Origin of the sequence: Clostridium sp. UBA7339 (assembly GCF_002470865.1) — a bacterium.
Taxonomy (GTDB): domain Bacteria; phylum Bacillota; class Clostridia; order Clostridiales; family Clostridiaceae; genus Clostridium_J; species Clostridium_J sulfidigenes.
The window spans coordinates 376,946-397,726 of sequence record NZ_DKPI01000012.1; the positions used below are offsets into that span (position 1 = coordinate 376,946).

Sequence of the window (20,781 nt, forward strand, 5' to 3'; positions counted from 1 at the left end):
GCTAAAGAGAATTATGAATTATAAGGTAATAGGTAGTAGTGTATCTAGATTAGATGGTGTGGCAAAGGTTACAGGGAAGGCTAAGTATGCTGATGACTATTTTGAAAGGGAAATGCTAATAGGAAAGGTGCTTAGAAGTCCTTATGCCCATGCAAAAATAAGAAGTATTGATGTTTCTAAAGCAAAAAATTTAGATGGTGTTGAAGCAGTAATTACTTATCAAGATTTACCAAAAATAAAATTTGCAACGGCTGGACATCCTTGGACCTTTGATGAAGCACATAGAGATGTAGAAGATAGATTAATCATTACTGATAAAGTTCGCTTTTGTGGAGAACCAGTGGCGGCAGTTGTGGCCATAGATGAAATAATAGCTCTAAAAGCTATAAAACTTATAGATGTAGAATATGAAGTGTTGCCATTTGTAATGGATCAGGAAGAAGCTATAAAAGAAGGTGCCCCAATAATACATGAAGAAAGACAAAATAATATTATTAGCTCTTTTGGCAATGAAGTAGGAGACGTAGAAATAGAGTTAAAAGAAGCTGACAAAGTATTTACATGTAAATTTAATACTAGTACTGTACAACATTGTCATCTGGAAAATCATAGTGCGTATGCTTATATGGAGTCAGATGGAAGAATTGTAATAGTAACTTCTACTCAAATACCACATATTGTAAGAAGGATAGTAGGACAGGCACTAGGGATGCCATGGGGAAGAATAAGGGTTATAAAGCCATATATAGGTGGTGGATTTGGAAATAAGCAAGATGTTGTTATAGAGCCATTAACTGCAGCAATGACACTTGCGGTTAATGGAAGACCAGTTAGATATGCATTAACTAGAGAAGAATGTTTTATAGACACAAGGGTTCGTCATGCTATGCGATTTACATTTAAAACTGGAGTTACTAAGGAAGGTAAGTTACTAGCAATAGATATAAAGAACTTAGTAAATAATGGAGCATATGCATCTCATGGACATTCAGTGACCATGAGCTGTGGGAGTAAATTTAGACCATTATATAATTTTAATGCTATAAAATATGAGCCTAAAACTGTATATACTAATATGCCGGTAGCAGGAGCTATGAGAGGATATGGAGTTCCACAAATTTCATTTGCTCTAGAAAGTCATTTAGATGATATTGCTAGAGAACTAAATATAGATCCTGTGGAATTCAGATTGAAAAATTTGGTGAAGCAAAATCATGTAGATCCATCCTCCAAAAATGTGGTGCGCTCCATGGGACTATCACAGTGTCTTGAAAAGGGAATGGAATTAATAAATTGGAATGAAAAGAAAAAGCTATATAAAAATCAAATAGGTAGTTTAAGACATGGAGTGGGAATGGCTTGTTTTAGTTATTTTGCAGGTACCTATCCCGTAGCTCTAGAAGCAGCAGGTGCAAGGATTGTGATGAATCAAGATGGTTCAGTACAGTTGCAAATCGGGGCTACAGAAATTGGTCAAGGTAGTGATACTATATTTGCACAAATGACTTCAGAGGTTTTAGGCATTCCAATTGATATGGTTCATGTAATTTCAAATCAAGATACTGATATTACTCCATTTGATACAGGTGCTTATGCATCAAGACAAACTTTTGTTACAGGTGCTGCAGTTAAAAAAGCTGCTATGGAGGTAAAGAGTAAAGTTCTTCAGTTTGCTAGCAGAAAAAATGGCCTCAATCCAGAGGTAATGGATATAGTTGATTGTAATGTAGTTGAAAAAACAACGGGTATAGTTGTCTGTTCTCTTGAGCATATAGCGTTAGAATCATTTTATGATAGGATTTACAGTTCTCCTATAACTAGTGACACTTCTGTTAATATAAGGACTAATGTAGTTGCTTATGGAGCAACCTTTGCAGAGGTTGAAGTAGACATAAAAACTGGTCAAATAACCGTAGTAGAAATATATAATATTCATGATTCTGGAACTATAATTAATCCAATGCTAGCAGAAGGGCAAGTTCACGGTGGTGTAAGTATGGCACTAGGATATGCTTTATCAGAGCAAATGATATTTGATGAGAAGACTGGAAGAGCTCTTAATAACAATCTTTTAGACTATAAATTACAAACTATTTTAGACACGCCTAATATTGGTTCAGCATTTGTAGAAATTCCAGATGATGCAGGAAGTTTTGGACAAAAATCTCTAGGCGAAAATACAACACTTTCTCCAGCCCCAGCTATAAGAAATGCAGTTTTAGATGCAACTGGTGTTGCTTTTAATAGAATACCAATGAATCCACAAAGAGTATTTGAAAAGTTTAAGGAAGAGGGCTTAATATAGGATTTACCTTAAATTTAAGAGTGCAGATTGTATAGTTAGTAGACTATATAAATATAGAAGGAGGTGAATTTTAGTAGAGTGTTAAATCTCTATTAAAGATAAAAATGTTTGATATTAAGAATATACAAGAGCCTAGAAGTGTAGAAGAGGCAGTAAAAATTCTTCATGAAAATAATAATCTAAAAATAATATCTGGTGGAACTGATGTTTTAATTAAATTGCATCATGGTGATATGGAAGAAGTAGAACTTTTAAGTCTAAAAAATTTAAAAGAATTAGACTTCATAAAGGTTCTAGAAAATGACACCATAGAAATTGGCTCCACTACTTGCTTTACTAATATATATAGAAATAAAATTATAAAAGATTTTATTCCTGCTTTAGGGCAAGGTGCTGTATCTATGGGAGGACCACAAATAAGAAATATGGCCACTATTGGAGGGAATGTATGTAATGGAGCTGTTTCAGCAGATAGTGCACCAAGTTTATTTGCATTTAATGCTAAATTAAGACTTAGAAGTTTTAAGGGGGAGAGAATAGTTCCAATAGAGGAATTCTACGAAGGTCCTGGAAAGGTTAATATAAGAAAAGATGAAATTCTAATAAGCATTTTTATTGAAAAAAAAGACTATGAGGGAGTAAGAGGAACATATATTAAGTATAGTAATCGAAAGGCAATGGATATTTCTATGCTAGGTGTATGCGTTGTAGCTAGTAAGAAGGAAAATAAATTTAAAGATTTAAGAATAGCGTTAGGGGTAGCTGCGCCTACTCCTATAAGATGTAAGGATGCAGAGAAGTATGCCCTTGGTTTAGAATATTCAGAAAAAAATATTAATAATATTGCACAATATGCAGTAAAATCAGCAAGTGCTAGAGACTCATGGAGAGCATCAAAGGCTTATAGGGAGCATTTAATAAAAGAATTAACAGTACGAGGTATTTATGAAGTAACTAAATAAGGTGGGATTTTATTATGATTGATAAGAATTATAAAAAGATATCAGTAAAAGTAAATGGAAAAAATTATAATTTAGAAGTAGATGTACGAGAATCGTTGTTAGATGTATTGAGAAATAGACTTCAATTTACAGGGGTAAAGCAAGGATGTTCAGTTGGAGAATGTGGAGCTTGTACAGTACTAGTGGATGGAATACCTATAGATTCATGTATTTATATGGCTATTTGGGCTGATAAAAAAGAAATTTTAACTATAGAGGGGGTATCAGAAAATGGAAACTTATCAAAGGTGCAAAAGGCATTTATAGAAGAGGGTGCAATTCAATGTGGATTCTGTACTCCAGGATTAGTACTTACAACTACAGCATTGGTAAATAGTGGTAAGGATTATACTGATGAAGAAATAAAAAGAGAAATATCTGGACATTTATGTAGATGTACAGGATATCAAAAAATATTTAATGCTACAAAAAAATCCCTTAAGAAATAAATTGAATAGAAAAAATTCCAGTTGATATTTAGGCTGGAATTTTTTGTGGAAAAATAAGAGATATAAAGAGTCGTGATCAACCTTCTATATCTCTTATATAGATTTGGGGAATACAAAGTAGTTATTTGCTTAAAGATATACCAGATTTAGTTTTAATAACAGGTTTTTGAGACTTATCGCTAGGTAAGATTAAGTTTAATATTACAGCAAATATAGTTGCAGTTGTTACACCAGAACCAAAGATTATTTGTAAGGATTCTGGGAACATACTAAGAGCTTCAGGTCTAACAATGACACCTACACCTAAAGCAAAAGATATCCCAATTACAAAAATGTTCCTTCTAGTCATATCAACTTTGCCTAGAATTTTAATACCAGAACAAGCAATAGAACCGAACATAACTATACCAGCAGCTCCAAGAACTGGACTAGGCATAATTGATATTAAAGAAGCAAATTTTGGTATCAGACCCATTATAGATAATATTATTCCAGCTATAATTATAACAAACCTACTAGCAACTCCTGTAACATTTATAAGGCCAGTACATTGGCTAAAGGATGTATTTGCAGTAGAGTTAAAAAATCCAGCTAGAATTGATCCAAGACCATCACAAAGTACACCTCCAGAAAGTTGGTTGTCAGAAACCTCAATTTCACATGCCTCTCCAATAGCTAGAGTATCACCTACAGTTTCTACAGTAGTTGCTAGATAAACAGCTAAAAAACTAATAATCGCTGGTATAGAGAATTTAATTCCGAATTTAAGAGGTCTAGGAATAGAAATCCAGGATGCAGCAGATATTGGAGTAGTGTCTAATAAGTTGAGAGGTATAGCTAATAAATATCCACATAATATACCTATAAATATTGAGCAAGAACTTATAAAAGTATTTTTAGATTGATTGGTAATTATAATAATAATTAGGACAATAGCACCAAGCAATAAAAATTTAGGATCTCCATAGTTTGGGTTTCCAGAGCCTCCAGCTAACCAATCAATTCCAACAGGAATGATAGTGATGCCTATCATAGTAACAACAGTACCAGTAACAAGTGGTGGAAAAATTTTTTTAACATGGTTAATAAAAAAGCTTAGAATTACTTCTAGTAAGGCACCTACCATTGTAGCTGTACATATGGTAGCAATACCTAAAGTCATATTGCCGTTATAAGTGCTACCGATGGCAATAGCCGGACTTACAAAAGCAAAGGAGGTACCCATGATAAATGGAAGCTTGCTTCCTATGGGTCCAATACCTTTAGCTTGAATAAGTGTTGTAAGACCAGAAGCAAATAGGGCACATGAAACCAGAAATGATGTATCAGATATTTTTAATCCTAGTGCACCAGCTACTACTAGTGGAACTGCTACTATACCACTGAAACATGCAAAAATTGCTTGAAATGCAAGAATTAAAGTTTGTTTCATAGGTGGTTTGTCATCTAGTTTAATTCTAAGAAGCGATTTCTTTGGAGCGTTAGTTGTTTGCAATTTAATTCCCCCTCTAAATTTATAATTATATCTTATGCATAATGCGTGAAGTGCTATAAATATTTTACTAACCAGTTAATATAAAAAATAAAGAAAAAATATATACTTAACTATAGTTTATGAATAAGTATAATAAGGATATGAATAAATATTAAGATAATAAAATAATTTAAGCTTGAAATGAATAAATTTAAATTATTTAAATTTTACCAATCAAGAGGATGAAATGCAATAAATTTACATAAAATAAATAGAATAGAATAGTTTGAATTATCTGATTTGAATATTGACATTAAATGTAATGAGAGTTATAATTTGATTAATTAGTCAGTAAATGGAAGTTATGACGAATTTCAAAAATATAAGTATAAATTTATTTTGGAATAGGAGATTAATAAATTGAGGAGTGGATTTTGTGGAGAATATTAAAACCCTTATGGAGAGACTTAAAAAACTAGATTTCAGGGAGATGTACAATAATGATTTTTTCTTAACATGGGAAAAAAGTAACGAAGAATTAGAATCAGTATTTGTTGTTGCTGATATTCTTCGTACAATGAGAGAAAATAATATATCGACGAAAATATTTGATAGTGGATTAGGTATTTCGGTATTTAGAGACAATTCTACTAGAACTAGATTTAGTTTTGCTAGTGCGTGTAACTTATTAGGGCTAGAGGTACAAGATCTCGATGAAGGAAAATCTCAAATAGCTCATGGAGAAACTGTCCGTGAAACTGCAAATATGATTTCTTTTATGGCAGACATAATTGGAATTAGAGATGATATGTTTATAGGAAAGGGTAATGCTTATATGAAAGAAGTTTCTAATGCTGTTCAGGAAGGTTATGCTGATGAAGTATTAGAACAACGTCCAACTCTGATTAATTTACAATGTGATATAGACCATCCAACTCAATGTATGGCGGATTTATTACACTTGATTCACTATTTTGGTGGAGTGGAAAATTTAAAAGGTAAAAAATTAGCTATGACTTGGGCTTATTCACCTTCTTATGGAAAACCACTCTCGGTTCCGCAAGGAGTTATTGGACTTATGACAAGAATGGGAATGGAAGTTGTATTAGCACATCCAGAAGGATATGATGTACTTCCTGAAGTAGAGGAAGTTGCTAAGGCAAATGTAGAGAAAAATGGTGGAAGCTTTACAAAGACTAATTCTATGAAAGAAGCCTTCGAAAACGCAGATATAGTTTATCCAAAGAGCTGGGCACCATTTGAAGCTATGGAAAAACGTACAGAACTATATTCAAAGAGGGATATAGCAGGTATTGATGAACTTGAAAAAGAATTGTTGAAAGAAAATGCTAGATATAAGGATTGGGAATGCAATGAAAAAATGATGGAGCTTACTAAGGATGGTAAAGCATTATATCTTCATTGTTTACCAGCGGATATAACAGGTGTAAGTTGTGAAATTGGAGAAGTAGGAGAATCTGTATTTAATCGTTACCGTGAATTACTATATCGTGAAGCTGGATATAAACCATATATTATTGCTGCCATGATGTTCTTAAGTAAAGTTAAGGATCCTATATCTGTTTTTGAGAAATTGCTGGAAGAAGATAAGCCGAGATTTATAGAAAAATAAAGAGTAAATAGATTAATTAAATTATGTATTTACTTAAGGGTATATAATGCTTTTAAGTAACTTATGAATTATAGGGGGGAGTAAATATGAGTGACAAAATACGCCCAATAAGTTTTGAAAAACTCATTAACTGGATTTTTACTGAACTAAAAACTAAAGATAGTATTTTTGGAATTCATAAAGATAAGTTTTACTATGGAATCCCTAATAACACTATCTCTTTTTTAGGAGAGAAGTTAGGCCTACCAATTGGACCAGCAGCAGGTCCTAGTTCACAATTAGCTCAAAATATTATAGCAGCATATCTTACTGGTAGTAGATTTATTGAGTTAAAGACAGTCCAGATTATTGATGGAGAAGATCTTCCAGTGTTAAAGCCATGTATTAATGCTGAGGATGAATGCTATAACGTAGAGTGGTCTACAGAACTAACTGTAGAAGAAGCTTTTGAGGAATATGTGAAAGCTTGGATTATATTACATGTTTTAATGAAGGAACTTAACTTAAGTGTAGACAGAGACTTTGTTTTTAACATGAGTGTAGGATATGATTTTGATGGAATAAAATCAGATAAAATAGATTCCTACATAGAAAATTTGAAAAATTCACAAAATACAAAAATATGGAAGGAATCTATTCAAGTGTTGGAGAATAATATAGAAAAATTTTATAGATTTTCAATTGAAGATTTATATAAAATTCCTTCAAGGGTGTGCAATTCAATTACCCTATCAACTCTACATGGATGTCCTCCACAAGAAATAGAAAGAATTGCTATTTATTTATTAAAAGAAAAACATCTTCATACCTTTGTAAAGATGAATCCTACATTGCTTGGTGAAGCATTTGTAAGAAAAATTCTTAATAAAATGGGTTATGAATATATAAAACTAAATTCACATTATTTTAAAAATGATCTGCAATACAATGATGGAATAAAAATGATAAAAAAATTAAAAGCCGTAGCTGAAATGGAAAGTATGGAGATTGGAGTAAAACTTACAAATACTCTTCCAGTAAGGATATTAAATGAAGAACTACCAGGAGAAGAGATGTACATGTCAGGTAGATCTTTATATCCTTTAGCTATTAATTTGGCAAGTAATCTTTCAGAGGAATTTGAAGGGAAATTATATATTTCATATTCTGGTGGAGCTGAATTCTTTAATGTAGATAAGATATTTAAAACAGGAATATGTCCAATAACTTTTGCTACTACAATATTAAAACCAGGTGGTTATGAAAGAGTTAAACAGATAGCTGAAAAGGTAGAACCACTTATTTCTAATAGAAAGTCAACAATTGACATGCAATTGCTAAAAATATTAGCAAAGGAATCAATTGATGATAAGCATCACCTTAAGAAAGCAAGGGTAGTTAAAAGTAGAAAACTATATAAGGACTTACCAATATATGATTGTACAATTGCACCTTGTAGTGAAGGCTGTCCAATTGAACAACAGATTCCAAAGTATATAGAGCTTGTGGGAGAAGGAAAATATGATGAAGCTTTTCAAGTAATAGTTAGAGATAATGCAGCCCCAGCTATAACAGGAACTTTATGTAATCATAACTGTCAAAATAAATGTACTAGACTAGATTATGATAGTTCCTTAGAAATTAGAAGAATGAAAAAAATAGCTGTGGATAATGCTGAAGAATTATATATAAAGAATATAAAGCCATGCGCAATTAAAAGTCATAAAAAGGTAGCTATCATAGGAGCTGGGGTAGCAGGTTTATCTACAGCGATGTACCTTAGAAGAAATGGTATTAGTGTAGAAGTATTTGAAAAAAGAGATAAACCATATGGGATTATAAATTATGTAATTCCAAGTTTTAGAATAAATAATTTAGCTTTAGAACAGGATTTTAAAATGGTAAAAAGCCATGGAGTTAAGATAAATTTTAATGTAGCTGAACAGGTTGATCTAAATGTTCTAAGGAAAAATTTTCATTATGTTGTCCTAGCAACTGGAGCTTGGAAGCCAGCAAGTATTTCACTTAAAAGAGGTACTGATAAAGTCTTAAATGCTATTGAATTCTTAGAGGATTTTAAAGAAAACAGTGAGGATATAAAACTAGGAACCCATGTATGTGTTATTGGTGGAGGGGACGTAGCCATGGATGTATCTCGTGCTGCCAAAAGAGTTAATGGAGTTGAAAAGGTAACTATTATATATAGGAGAACTAAAGATTTAATGCCTGCTAGTAGAGAAGAAATTAAATTAGCTATTGAAGAAGGTATTGAATTTAAAGAGTTATTATCCCCTGTAGCGTTAGAAGATAATATTCTTGTTTGTGAAAGAATGATTTTAGGAGAACAAGATAAATCAGGTAGAAAAAGTCCAATTTCCTTAGGAAAATATGAAAGTATAAATGCAACTACAGTTATAGCAGCTGTTGGAGAAAAAATAGATTCAAAATTATTTAAAAGTCTTGGTATAGATATAAATTCTAAAGAACTTCCTGAAGTAAACAGTAAATGTGAAACTAATATATCTAACGTATATATAGCCGGAGATGCTAAAAGTGGTCCAGGTACTATAGTAGAAGCATTGTCTCATGGGAAAATTATAACTAGGGACATTTTAAAAAAAGAAAATATGCCTTGTGATCTCATTAGGGCTGAGGAAAATACTTGTGGATATGAACTTAAGAAATCTTATGAAAGAAAAGGTGTACTACTTGAATCAATACCTTCTAAGGAAGAGGCTATAAGATGTCTTAAATGCAATAATATTTGTGAAATATGCGTAGATGTTTGTCCTAATAGAGCAAATGCGTTTATCCATATTAAAGAAGGTCCTATAGTAGGTCATCAAATTATACATTTAGATGGTATGTGTAATGAATGCGGAAATTGTAGAGTATTTTGTCCATATAAAGGTAATCCTTACAAAGATAAAATTACTATATTTTGGAGTGAGGAAGATTTTGAAAACAGTAGCAATTCAGGTTTCTGTGTAATAGATTCTATTAAAGGTATTTTTAAAGTTAGGGATGAAAAAGGTGAAATTTATAATTGGTGTATTGAAGAAAATAACTCAGAATCAATCTCCAAGGAAATGAAATCTATTATTAAAACTTGTGTAAACAGGTATGAATATATAATCTAGAGGTATATAAATACGGTTATAATATTTAATCTATAGGGGGGAGTGTGAATGCTACTAGTAGGTAATGGGATAGTGGTAACCAGAGATGATTTAAACACAATTATAGATGATGGATGTATAGTTATAGAAAAAGATAAAATTGTAGAAGTAGGAATTACAAAAAATTTAAAAGAAAAATATCTAGACTATAAATTCATTGATGCAAGAGGGAAATTAATAATGCCGGGTTTTATAAATACACATATGCATTATTACAGTACCTTTGCTAGAGGAATTGCTAATGATAGTCCTCCAGCAAAATGTTTTTTAGATATATTGAAGGGATTATGGTGGAGATTAGACAAAAAGTTAACTCTAGAGGATGTATATTATAGTGCAATAGTTCCAATGATAGATCAAATTAAGAATGGTGTAACAACTTCCTTTGATCATCATTCCAGTCCAGATGGTTTAAGGGGGAGTTTATTTACTATTGCAGATGCAGCTAAGGAAGTAGGTATTAGAAGTAACCTGAGTTATGAAACTTCTGATAGAGATGGGGAGAACGTAATAAAACAAAGTATTGAAGAAAATATTGAATTTATAAAGTATTGTAATAGAGAAAAGAATGATATGATAAAAGGATTATTTGGACTTCATGCATCCATGACTATTAGTGAAAATACTGTAGAGAGATGCCTAACAGCCATAGAGGGTTTAAATACAGGATTCCATGTACACTGTGCTGAAGGAATTGAAGATGTACAAGATTCTATGGAAAAGTATGGTATAGGCGTAATTGAAAGATGGTATAAAAGAGGTGTTCTTTCTGATAAAACTATGGCTATTCATTGTGTACACATAACTGATGAGGAAATGGATATGCTGAAAGAAAAGAATTCCATAGTAGTTAATAATCCTCAATCTAATATGGGAAATGCAGTGGGAACATCGCAAATCTTAAAAATGGCTAAAAAACAAATATTGTTGGGGTTAGGAACAGATGGATACACCTCTGATATTTTAGAGTCTTATAAAACCGGAAGTACTATTCAAAGGCATGAAGCTAAAGACTCAACAGTAGCTTGGGTAGAATTACCACAAATGCTTTTCAAAGGAAATAGAGTTATAACTGAAAGATTTATAGATAATTCCATAGGAATTATAAAAGAAGGTGCATTAGCTGACGTTATAATTGTTGACTATAATTCTCCAACACCTATATATAAAGATAATATAGATAGTCACATTCTATTTGGAATAAGTGGGAGACATGTTGAAACCACTATTGTAAATGGGAAGATTATAATGATGAATAGAAAACTGGTTAATTTAGATGAGGAAAGAATTAGGGCTAGAAGTAGAGAACTAGCAACTGAGGTTTGGAAGAGGTTTTAAAAAGGAGTGAAAAAGGGTGGACATTTTAAATGTTCTTACTGTTAATAAAGGAGAAAAAATATCTATAGTAGGAGCTGGAGGAAAGACCACTCTTATGTTTATCCTAGCAGAAGAGTTGAAAAAAAGAGGAAGAGTTCTTATAACAACAACAACTAAAATATATCTACCTAAAAGAAATCAATACAATTGTTTAATTCTAAAGGACAGCTTTGGAGCTTATATTAATGAAGAAAGTAAGTATATTCTAAATGGAAATATAGTATGTGTATACTGTGGAAATATAAGTAAAACAAAGGAACCAGATAGTGAAATTCATGTTTATGGTTCTAGTGTTAATGGAGAAAATAAAGTCATTGGAATTGATGATAAAAGTATTTCTAATATACTTAACAATTATGATTATATTTTAATAGAATCTGATGGAGCAAAAGAAAAAGCTTTAAAAGCTTGGAAGGAAGATGAGCCAGTAGTAAGTAATTTTACTAGTACAACAATAGGAGTTTTAAGCGGAGAAGCCTTAAATTTAAAAATCCATGATGGAAATATTCATAGGATTGATGAGTTTTTAAAACTTATAAATAAAAGTGTAGGAGATAGTATAAATGAAGAAGATTTGCTAGCTTTAATATTTAAAAAAGAAGGATTATTTAAAAACTCCAAAGGTAGAAGAATTTTATTTATAAATAAGGTAGAAGAAGAGGACTTTAAGAAGTTAGAAAATCTAATAGAATATATAACAGTAAAAAATAAAGAATTAAAGTTATTAGACGGAATACTTATTGGAAGTTTATTAAATAAAACATATAGGGTTATATATGAAGAATCTACAGAAAAGCTTTAAGGGGGATTCAATGTGGTAACTGGGATTGTTATGGCATCAGGCCGTAGTACTAGGATGGGAAGGTATAAATTACTATTAAAGTATAAGGGTAAATATCTAATAGAATATGTTTTAGATGCAGTAAGTAGAAGTAATTTAGAAGATAAAATTGTAGTAACTGGCAATGAAACAATAGCAGAGTTAGCTCAGACTAGAGATTTAAAAGTAGTTAAAAACTCCCAGACATATATGGGACAAAGTCAATCTATAAAACTTGGGTTGAAAGCTGCATCTAAAATATCTGGATATGCTTTTATTACAGGGGATCAACCTTTTTTAAATGAGAGTCTTATAAATAAACTTATCGAAAAATTTGAAAAAAATCAAGATAAGTTTATTGTACCAATTTATAAAGGTAGAAGAGGAAATCCTGTAATATTTCCATGGAAGTATCGAAATGAGCTTTTAGCACTTAATGGAGATTTGGGCGGAAAAACTATTTTAAAAAATCATGAGGATAATATATTTTTTGTGGAAGTAGACGAAGAATATTTTCTTTGGGATATTGATACAGAAAAGGATTATATAGAATTATTACAATCAAATTATCATTAAGCAAGGGGACGATTTGGTGATAAATAATAGAATAATTGTAAGAGGTGGAGGCGATATTGCCTCAGGTACTATACAAAAACTTCATAGAAGTGGATTTAAAGTTCTAGTACTTGAGATAGAGATACCTTCTAGTATTAGAAGAAATGTATCTTTTAGTGAGGCAGTATTTGATGGTGAAACAACAATTGAAGGTATGAAGGGTGTTCTTGTTAGAACCTATGATGAAATACTAGAAGCTTGGGATATGGGATATATTCCGGTAGCTGTTGATAGATATGGAAAGCTCATTGAAACGGTTAGGCCTATTGCTGTAGTTGATGCAATTTTAGCGAAAAAAAATATAGGTACCACTATAGATATGGCACCTATAACCATTGCATTAGGTCCTGGATTTAAAGCAGGTATAGATGTAAATGTAGTAATAGAGACAATGAGAGGACATAGTTTGGGAAGATTAATATTTGATGGATATGCTTTAGAGGATACAGGAGTACCAGGATCTATATGTGGTTATGCAAAGGAAAGAGTAATTTATAGTTCTTATGAAGGAAAAATTAAGAATATAAGACAAATAGGAGATATAGTTAAATCTAATGAAACTATAGCACTAATAGATGATTTAGAAGTAAAAGCTAAAATTGATGGAGTGCTAAGAGGCATTATTAGAGATAACACTTATGTTACAAAGGGGTTAAAAATTGCAGATGTAGATCCAAGGCATGATGAGATCAGTAATTGCAATACTATTTCTGATAAGTCAAGAACTATAGGTGGATCAGTTCTAGAAGGAATATTATACTTTCAATCTATTAAACCCTTTTTATCTGTAGCAAACTAAATAAAATTTTCTAGTTTATTGGTATTACTAAACTTATTTAGTAATACCAATAAATTAGATTATAATGCAGGTTAATTGTATTGAATTATATAGGTTTTTATTTGAATTAACTAATTAATTAGTTAGTAAGTATTTAAATTATTGAAATAATGGTTGAAAAATAAAATATATTTATATTTAAAGGGGGATTTAAATATGTCAGAAATTACATGCCAGGAAGAAATACTGAAGTTAGCAAAAAACTATAAGGCTGATATGACAAGGTTCTTAAGAGACATGATAGCTATTCCTAGTGAAAGTTGTGATGAAAAGAGAGTAGTTTTAAGAATCAAAGAGGAAATGGAAAAAGTAGGTTTTGACAAAGTAGAAATAGACAAGATGGGAAATATACTAGGTTATATAGGACATGGCAAACGTGTAATTGCTATGGATGCTCATATTGATACTGTTGGAATTGGAGATATAAATAATTGGACTAATGATCCATATGAGGGTTATGAAGATGATGAAGTTATTTATGGTAGAGGTGGTTCTGATCAAGAAGGTGGAATGGCTTCAATGGTTTATGCAGGTAAGATAATCAAAGATTTAAATTTAGAAGATGATTACACGCTAATAGTTACAGGTACTGTACAGGAAGAAGATTGTGATGGATTATGCTGGCAATATATTATAAATGAAGACAAGATAAAACCAGAATTTGTAGTAATAACTGAACCAACTTCAACTAATATTTATAGAGGGCACAGAGGGCGAATGGAAATAAAAGTGACAACTCATGGAATTAGTTGTCATGGTTCAGCACCAGAAAGAGGAGATAATGCGATATTCAAAATGGGTCCTATTCTTAATGAATTAAAAGAGTTAAATAAAAGATTAATAGATGATCCATTCTTAGGAAAAGGAACTTTAACAGTTTCAGAAATATTCTTTTCTTCACCTTCTAGATGTGCAGTAGCTGATGGTTGTACTGTTTCCATAGACAGAAGACTTACTAATGGGGAGACTTGGGAATACGCTTTAGATCAAATAAGAGAATTACCTTCAGTAAAAGAGGCTAAGGCTAAAGTAGAAATGTATACCTATGAAAGACCTGCCTATACAGGACTTATCTATCCAACAGAGTGCTATTTTCCAACTTGGGTTCTTGAAGAATCACATCCAGCTTGTAAAACTTTAATAGATTCTTATAAAGGGTTGTTTAAGGAAGATCCATTAGTAGATAAGTGGACATTTTCGACTAATGCAGTATCTATAATGGGAAGGTATGGTATACCTTGTGTTGGCTTTGGTCCAGGCCATGAAGATCAAGCTCATGCACCAAATGAATTAACCTGGAAAGATGAACTTGTAAAATGTGCAGCTATGTATGCTTTAATTCCAATTACCTACGTAAAAGAATACTGTAAGTTCGACGAAGTAGAAGGAGTTTCATTTAAAACAACTTCAAATCTATGATTTGGTTAGTCGCACTTACTCATTCGACGGAGGAGAAGGATTTTTAAAGGTTAAATCAATAAAACTGAGGTGAAATTATGGAAAAAGTTAAGGGATTAGTATGTTCTAAATGTGGTAAGAAAGTTGGAGAAGAAGTAATGTATCACTGTCCAGACTGTGGCATAGAAGGAACACTAGATGTAATTTATAATATGGACTCAGTTAAAAAGGAATTAACTAAGGAACATCTAAAGGAAAATGAAGATAAGAATGTTTGGAGATATATTCCTATTCTTCCTCTGGAATCTAGAGAAGGTATGGCACCTTTACAAATAGGAGGAACACCACTTTATAAAGCCAATAGATTAGAAAAATTATTAAATATAAAGAATGTATATGTAAAGGATGAAGGTAGGAATCCTACAGCATCTTTTAAGGATAGAGCTACAGCTATTGGTGTGGCCAAAGCAATAGAACTAAAAAAAGGTATTATGTGTGCAGCATCTACAGGCAATGCAGCTTCTTCTCTTTCAGGATTTGCAGCTTGTATGGGAATAAAAAACTATATATTTGTTCCTAAAAACATTCCAGAGGCAAAACTAACGCAGCTTCTAGTATTTGGAAGTGATGTAATTTTAGTAGATGGTGATTATGATGTAGCATTTGGATTTTGTTTAGAAGCTGTGAATCATTTTGGTTGGTATAACAGAAGTTGTGCCATAAATCCTTACTTAGCAGAAGGGAAAAAAACTGCTGCTTTTGAAATATGCGAGCAATTAAACTTTAAGGTGCCAGACAAAGTAATTATGTCTGTGGGGGATGGATGTTCCATATCTAGTGTATGGAAAGGGTTTAAGGAATTTTATGAACTAGGTTTAATAGATCGGCTTCCAACAATGGTATCAGTACAAGCAGAAGGAGCTAATCCAGTTAATAGAGCTTATAGAAATGGAATAAGAGCATTTAGTTATATACCACCAGTAACTATTGCAGATAGTATATCTGTAGGAATTCCGAGAAATGGATATAAAGCTTTAAATGCTCTTGAGGAAAGCAATGGGATTGCTATTGATGTCAGTGATGAAGAAATTTTAAGTGCAATAACAACCTTAGCAAGGCAGACTGGAGTATTTGGGGAACCAGCAGGAGTAACTAGTTTTGCTGGACTTAAAAAATTAGTTGAACTAGACCAAATAAGAGAAGATGAAACGGTGATTATTGTAGTTTCTGGTAGTGGACTTAAGGATATAAAATCAGCTCAACAGGCAGTTAATAAACCAGAATTAATAAAGCCGGATATGAATAAATTAATTGAATATCTAAAATATTTGTCTTGAATTATAAGTAATTCCTTTATAAAGATTTTGAGGAGGATATAAAATGCATAAATTAATAGATTTAGAAGTTAATGAGGATCAAATTCTAAAAACAGCAGAGAGTGCAAAAGAGAGAAATATAATTATTCCTACTATTGCTCAAATGAAGGATCCAAATAAAATACCACAAGAGATTAAAAATAAACTTGCCGAAACTGGCCTTTGGGATATTGATCCAATCAACTTATTTAGAATATCTTGGTATAATCAGCCAATTAAAGAAGGCGGTTTATATAACACATTACCCAATTATATAGAAATACCACAAGAAATATCAGGAGTTAAAGCTAGGATTTTTGCTATGTCAGGAAAGTTTTTTCCTATAGGAGCTCATAAAGTTGGAGCAAGTTATGCTTGTCTTGTACCAAGACTAGTAACAGGGCAATTTGATCCAAAGTTTCATGAAGCTGTTTGGCCATCAACTGGAAATTACTGCCGAGGAGGGGCTTATAACTCAACATTACTAGGGTGTAAATCAATTGCTATTCTACCTGAGAATATGAGTAAAGAGCGTTTTAATTGGCTTAAGAGCATAGCTGGAGAAGTAATCGCAACTCCAGGATGTGAAAGTAATGTCAAAGAGATCTATGATAAGACTTGGGAACTCAGAAGAACTAGAGATAATGTTGTTATATTTAATCAATTTGGCGAACTTGGAAATCATCTTTGGCATTATGAAGTAACTGGTAATGCCATGGTTTCCATAATAGAACATGAAAAAGGCGATAATGGAAAAGTGGCTGGTATTTGCTTGACTTCAGGTTCAGCAGGTACCTTAGGAAGCGGAGATTTCATTAAAGATAAATATCCAGGAGCTAAACTTGCAGTTGGTGAAGCCCTTCAATGTCCAACACTTTTAAATAATGGTTTTGGTGATCATAGAATTGAAGGTATAGGAGATAAGCATGTACCTTGGATTCACAATGTAAAAAATACAGATATGGTTATCGCGATAGATGACGATGATAGCGTAACTATGTTTAGACTATTTAATGAACCAGTTGGTCGACAATATTTAAGATCCATTGGAGTATCAGAAGAAGTCATAGAAAAACTTAGTTGGGTAGGTATTTCTGGAGCAGCCAATATAATATCTGCAATAAAATTTGCAAAGTACTATGAGCTTGACGAAAATGATATGGTATTAACTGTTCTTACAGACTCAGCAGAAATGTATCAGTCTAGACTTGAAGAAATGAGAAAAGATAGAGGGCATAAATATGAAGAAAAGGATGCTATGGTTGATTATAACAGAAGTATTATAGGTATAAGAACAGATTCTATGGAAGAACTAACTTATGCGGCTAAGAAGAGAATTCATAATTTGAAATATTATACATGGATAGAACAACAGCAATATGAATTAAATGAATTAAATGCTCAATGGTATGACTATGATAATTATTGGGGAAGACTTCATAAAATGGCACCAGAATTAGATAAATTAATAGAGAAATTTAATGAAAAAGTTAAAAACTTATAAGAAATAAAAGTAAATTTTATATCCTTGTAATCAAGCATACATTATAATTTAAATATGCTAGGACCCTGAGTTTATATTATATTTGATGGGTCCTATTCAGCTATATAATATGTTGGTGAATTTATATATTAGTAAATCATTGGGAGGAAATTTATGTATGAGTTTGTGCTAAACGGAAAAAATATTTCATTTAAAGAAAATATGAACTTGCTTGAATACTTAAGGGAAGAAGCAAATTTAACATCAGTTAAAAATGGGTGTGGAGAAGGTGCTTGTGGAGCTTGTATGGTTTTAATAAATGGAGTTCAAGGAAGGGCGTGCATAAATACTCTTGGAAAAATTAATGGTAAAGAAGTACAAACTGTTGAGGGTTTATCAGAATTCGAAAAACAAGTATTTTCATGGTCTTTTTCAAAGGTTGGTGCAGTTCAGTGTGGATTTTGTATTCCAGGCATGGTGATTAGTGCTAAGGGATTATTTAATAGAAATCTAAATCCATCTAAAGAGGAGATAAAAGCTGCTATTAAAGGAAATGTATGCAGATGCACAGGATATGTAAAGATAATAGAAGCAATTGAATTAGCAGCACAAATTTTTCGGCAGGGAAAACTAAATTTTGATTTAGAACGAAACGGTTCTATAGGAAAATCGTTAACAAGAATTGATGCTATGGATAAAATTTTGGGAACTGCTATATATGTTGATGATATGAAGGTTGATGGGCTTGTATATGGTTCCGCATTAAGAACAGAATATCCAAGAGCACTGGTTAAAAAAATTAATATAGATAAAGCTCTAAATCATCCTAATGTTATAACCATATTAACAGCAAAGGATATACCTGGGAATAGATATATTGGACATATTTCAAAGGATTGGCCAGCTTTAATAGCAGTGGGAGAAGAAACTAGATACGTGGGAGATGCTATAGCACTAGTGGCTGCAAAATCAAAAAAGGCTTTAACGGAAATTTTACAGCTTATAGAAGTAGAATATGAAGAGATTGTACCACTAACGAAACCTGAAGTGGCTATGAGATATGATGCTCCAAAAATTCATCCTGAAGGAAATATATATAGAAATGAAAGAGTTATAAGAGGTAATATTGAGGATGCATTAAAAAACTCTAAATATATAGTTACTAATTCTTATTCAACTCCATTCACAGAGCATGCTTTTTTGGAGCCGGAAAGTGCTTTGTCAATGCCGGATGGAGATGGAGTGCTAGTTTATACTGGCTCCCAAGGAATTTATGATGAGCAAAGAGAAATATCAGAACTATTAGGGCTGCCTAAGAAAAAAATAAGGTGTATTAGTAAATATGTTGGAGGTGGCTTTGGTGGAAAAGAGGATATGAGTGTTCAACATCATGCAGCTTTACTAGCATATATTATAAAAATGCCTGTGAAGATTACTTTAAGTAGGAAAGAAAGCATAATAATTCACCCCAAAAGACATGCTATGGAAATTGAAGTAACTACAGCATGTGATGAAGAAGGAAAATTAACAGCTTTTATAGCTAATATAGTTGCCGATACTGGAGCATATGCATCTTTAGGAGGACCAGTATTACAAAGGGCATGTACCCATGCTGCAGGGCCATACAGATGTGATAATGTTGATATCACTGGCACAGCAGTTTATACTAATAATCCACCTGCAGGAGCTTTTAGAGGATTTGGGGTAACTCAATCTGTATTTGCAGGGGAGTGTAATTTAAATCTTTTAGCTGAAAAGGTTGGTATATCAAGCTGGGAAATTAGATATAGAAATGCTGTAGAACCAGGAGATATACTTCCTAATGGTCAGATAGCTGATTCAGGTACAGCAATTAAAGAAACGTTACTAGCTGTAAAAGATAAATATTATGACAATGAAATTGTAGGAATTGCTTGCTGTATGAAAAATAGTGGAATAGGAGTTGGACTTCCTGATATAGGTAGGTGTAACCTAGTCATAAAAGATGGAGTTATTAATGTGAGAACTAGTGCAGCTTGTATAGGGCAAGGCATAGGTACTATAATGACACAGATAATTTGTGAAATTACTGGATTATCACCCAATAAAGTTGCAATAGGTTTTCCTGATACCTTTGATTCACCTAATTCAGGAACAACTACAGCTTCAAGACAGACATTGTTTACAGGAGAGGCTGTTAGGATTGCCACGATGAAGTTTATGGAAGAAGTGATGAAGCAATATAGTGAAGAAAAATTAATAAACTATGCAAAAGAAAGTTGCATAGATCGTAGTATCATTAGAAAATGGCTCTTAAATAATACAGATAAGGTTCTGAATTTTTTAAATGATAGAGAATTTTATGGAGAATACAGGGGAATAACAGACCCGATAAATTCTCCAAAGGAAAATCCTGTTAGTCATGTAGCCTATGGGTATGCAACACAGCTTGCAATACTTGATAAAAATGGTAAACTTAAAGAGATAGTTGCTGCTCATGATGTAGGAAGAGCAATCAATCCTATAAACGTGGAAGGACAAATTGAGGGGGGAGTTGTTATGAGTTTAGGATATGCTTTAACAGAGGATTATCCACTTAATAATTGCATACCTATAGCTAAATTTGGAACTTTAGGTTTATTTAGAGCTCCAGCAGTTCCTAAGATATTACCTATAATAATAGAAAAGAATACTAGTGATTTAGCCTATGGGGCAAAAGGGATAGGAGAAATAACATCTATCCCAACAGCGCCGGCAATTCAAGGAGCTTACTATATGCTAGATCATAAATTCCGAACTAATTTACCTCTAGAAGATACATTTTATAAGAAATAAGAAGAAAAAGAGTTCACTAGGTAGAAAGATTAAATTATAGTTTGAATATGATAATTTAATT

At 32.2% G+C, this 20,781-nt stretch carries 14 protein-coding genes; 13 read left to right on the plus strand and 1 reads right to left on the minus strand.

The genetic code is table 11. The features are described from left to right. The first annotated feature begins 13 nt into the window (after positions 1 to 13). The 3 genes from xdhA (at position 14) to xdhC (ending at position 3,755) form a co-directional block, all read left to right on the plus strand. Positions 14 to 2,305: a xanthine dehydrogenase molybdenum-binding subunit XdhA gene (xdhA, locus tag B2S02_RS13590; RefSeq protein ID WP_346920884.1), complete on the plus strand. Its 2,292-nt coding sequence runs from the start codon at positions 14 to 16 to the stop codon at positions 2,303 to 2,305. Positions 2,306 to 2,409: 104 nt separating this feature from the next. Further along, positions 2,410 to 3,267 (plus strand): xanthine dehydrogenase subunit XdhB, encoded by an 858-nt coding sequence (gene xdhB, locus B2S02_RS13595; RefSeq protein ID WP_346876955.1) that lies wholly within the window; start codon positions 2,410 to 2,412, stop codon positions 3,265 to 3,267. A gap of 14 nt (positions 3,268 to 3,281) precedes the next feature. Next, positions 3,282 to 3,755, plus strand: a complete 474-nt coding sequence (gene xdhC / locus B2S02_RS13600; protein ID WP_346879198.1) for a xanthine dehydrogenase subunit XdhC — start codon at positions 3,282 to 3,284, stop codon at positions 3,753 to 3,755. A 121-nt stretch (positions 3,756 to 3,876) separates the two neighbouring features. Here xdhC and B2S02_RS13605 read toward each other — a convergent pair whose 3' ends face one another. Beyond that, positions 3,877 to 5,250: a nucleobase:cation symporter-2 family protein gene (locus B2S02_RS13605; RefSeq protein WP_346846560.1), complete on the minus strand. Its 1,374-nt coding sequence runs from the start codon at positions 5,248 to 5,250 to the stop codon at positions 3,877 to 3,879. A 415-nt stretch (positions 5,251 to 5,665) separates the two neighbouring features. Here B2S02_RS13605 and ygeW point away from each other — a divergent pair, with 415 nt between their 5' ends. The 10 genes from ygeW (at position 5,666) to xdh (ending at position 20,720) form a co-directional block, all read left to right on the plus strand. Further along, entirely contained in the window at positions 5,666 to 6,862 is a 1,197-nt protein-coding gene (gene ygeW, locus B2S02_RS13610) for a knotted carbamoyltransferase YgeW (protein ID WP_346846561.1), read from the plus strand. Positions 6,863 to 6,948: 86 nt separating this feature from the next. Beyond that, on the plus strand, positions 6,949 to 9,981 hold the full coding sequence (gene ygfK / locus B2S02_RS13615) for a putative selenate reductase subunit YgfK (protein WP_346920885.1): 3,033 nt from the start codon (positions 6,949 to 6,951) through the stop codon (positions 9,979 to 9,981). A gap of 48 nt (positions 9,982 to 10,029) precedes the next feature. Further along, positions 10,030 to 11,358 carry a putative aminohydrolase SsnA gene (gene ssnA / locus B2S02_RS13620; RefSeq protein ID WP_346879197.1) on the plus strand — a complete coding sequence of 443 codons (1,329 nt, stop codon included), beginning with the start codon at positions 10,030 to 10,032 and terminating at the stop codon, positions 11,356 to 11,358. 16 nt (positions 11,359 to 11,374) lie between these two features. Next, complete coding sequence (gene yqeC, locus B2S02_RS13625) at positions 11,375 to 12,199, plus strand: selenium cofactor biosynthesis protein YqeC (protein ID WP_346846564.1); 825 nt, start codon at positions 11,375 to 11,377, stop codon at positions 12,197 to 12,199. A gap of 12 nt (positions 12,200 to 12,211) precedes the next feature. Continuing rightward, positions 12,212 to 12,793, plus strand: a complete 582-nt coding sequence (gene mocA, locus B2S02_RS13630) for a molybdenum cofactor cytidylyltransferase (RefSeq protein WP_346876950.1) — start codon at positions 12,212 to 12,214, stop codon at positions 12,791 to 12,793. 16 nt (positions 12,794 to 12,809) lie between these two features. Further along, positions 12,810 to 13,631 carry a selenium-dependent molybdenum cofactor biosynthesis protein YqeB gene (gene yqeB / locus B2S02_RS13635; RefSeq protein WP_346846566.1) on the plus strand — a complete coding sequence of 274 codons (822 nt, stop codon included), beginning with the start codon at positions 12,810 to 12,812 and terminating at the stop codon, positions 13,629 to 13,631. Between the two features lie 195 nt (positions 13,632 to 13,826). Next, positions 13,827 to 15,089 carry a YgeY family selenium metabolism-linked hydrolase gene (locus B2S02_RS13640; RefSeq protein ID WP_346920886.1) on the plus strand — a complete coding sequence of 421 codons (1,263 nt, stop codon included), beginning with the start codon at positions 13,827 to 13,829 and terminating at the stop codon, positions 15,087 to 15,089. Between the two features lie 77 nt (positions 15,090 to 15,166). Next, positions 15,167 to 16,405 carry a threonine synthase gene (thrC, locus tag B2S02_RS13645; RefSeq protein ID WP_346846568.1) on the plus strand — a complete coding sequence of 413 codons (1,239 nt, stop codon included), beginning with the start codon at positions 15,167 to 15,169 and terminating at the stop codon, positions 16,403 to 16,405. A 43-nt stretch (positions 16,406 to 16,448) separates the two neighbouring features. Beyond that, a complete protein-coding gene (locus B2S02_RS13650; protein ID WP_346920887.1) occupies positions 16,449 to 17,927 on the plus strand; it encodes a pyridoxal-phosphate dependent enzyme in 1,479 nt (492 codons plus the stop codon). Between the two features lie 153 nt (positions 17,928 to 18,080). Beyond that, the gene (gene xdh / locus B2S02_RS13655; RefSeq protein WP_346920888.1) at positions 18,081 to 20,720 is read left to right on the plus strand and encodes a selenium-dependent xanthine dehydrogenase; all 2,640 of its coding nucleotides are present in this window, start codon (positions 18,081 to 18,083) and stop codon (positions 20,718 to 20,720) included. Positions 20,721 to 20,781: the final 61 nt, after the last annotated feature.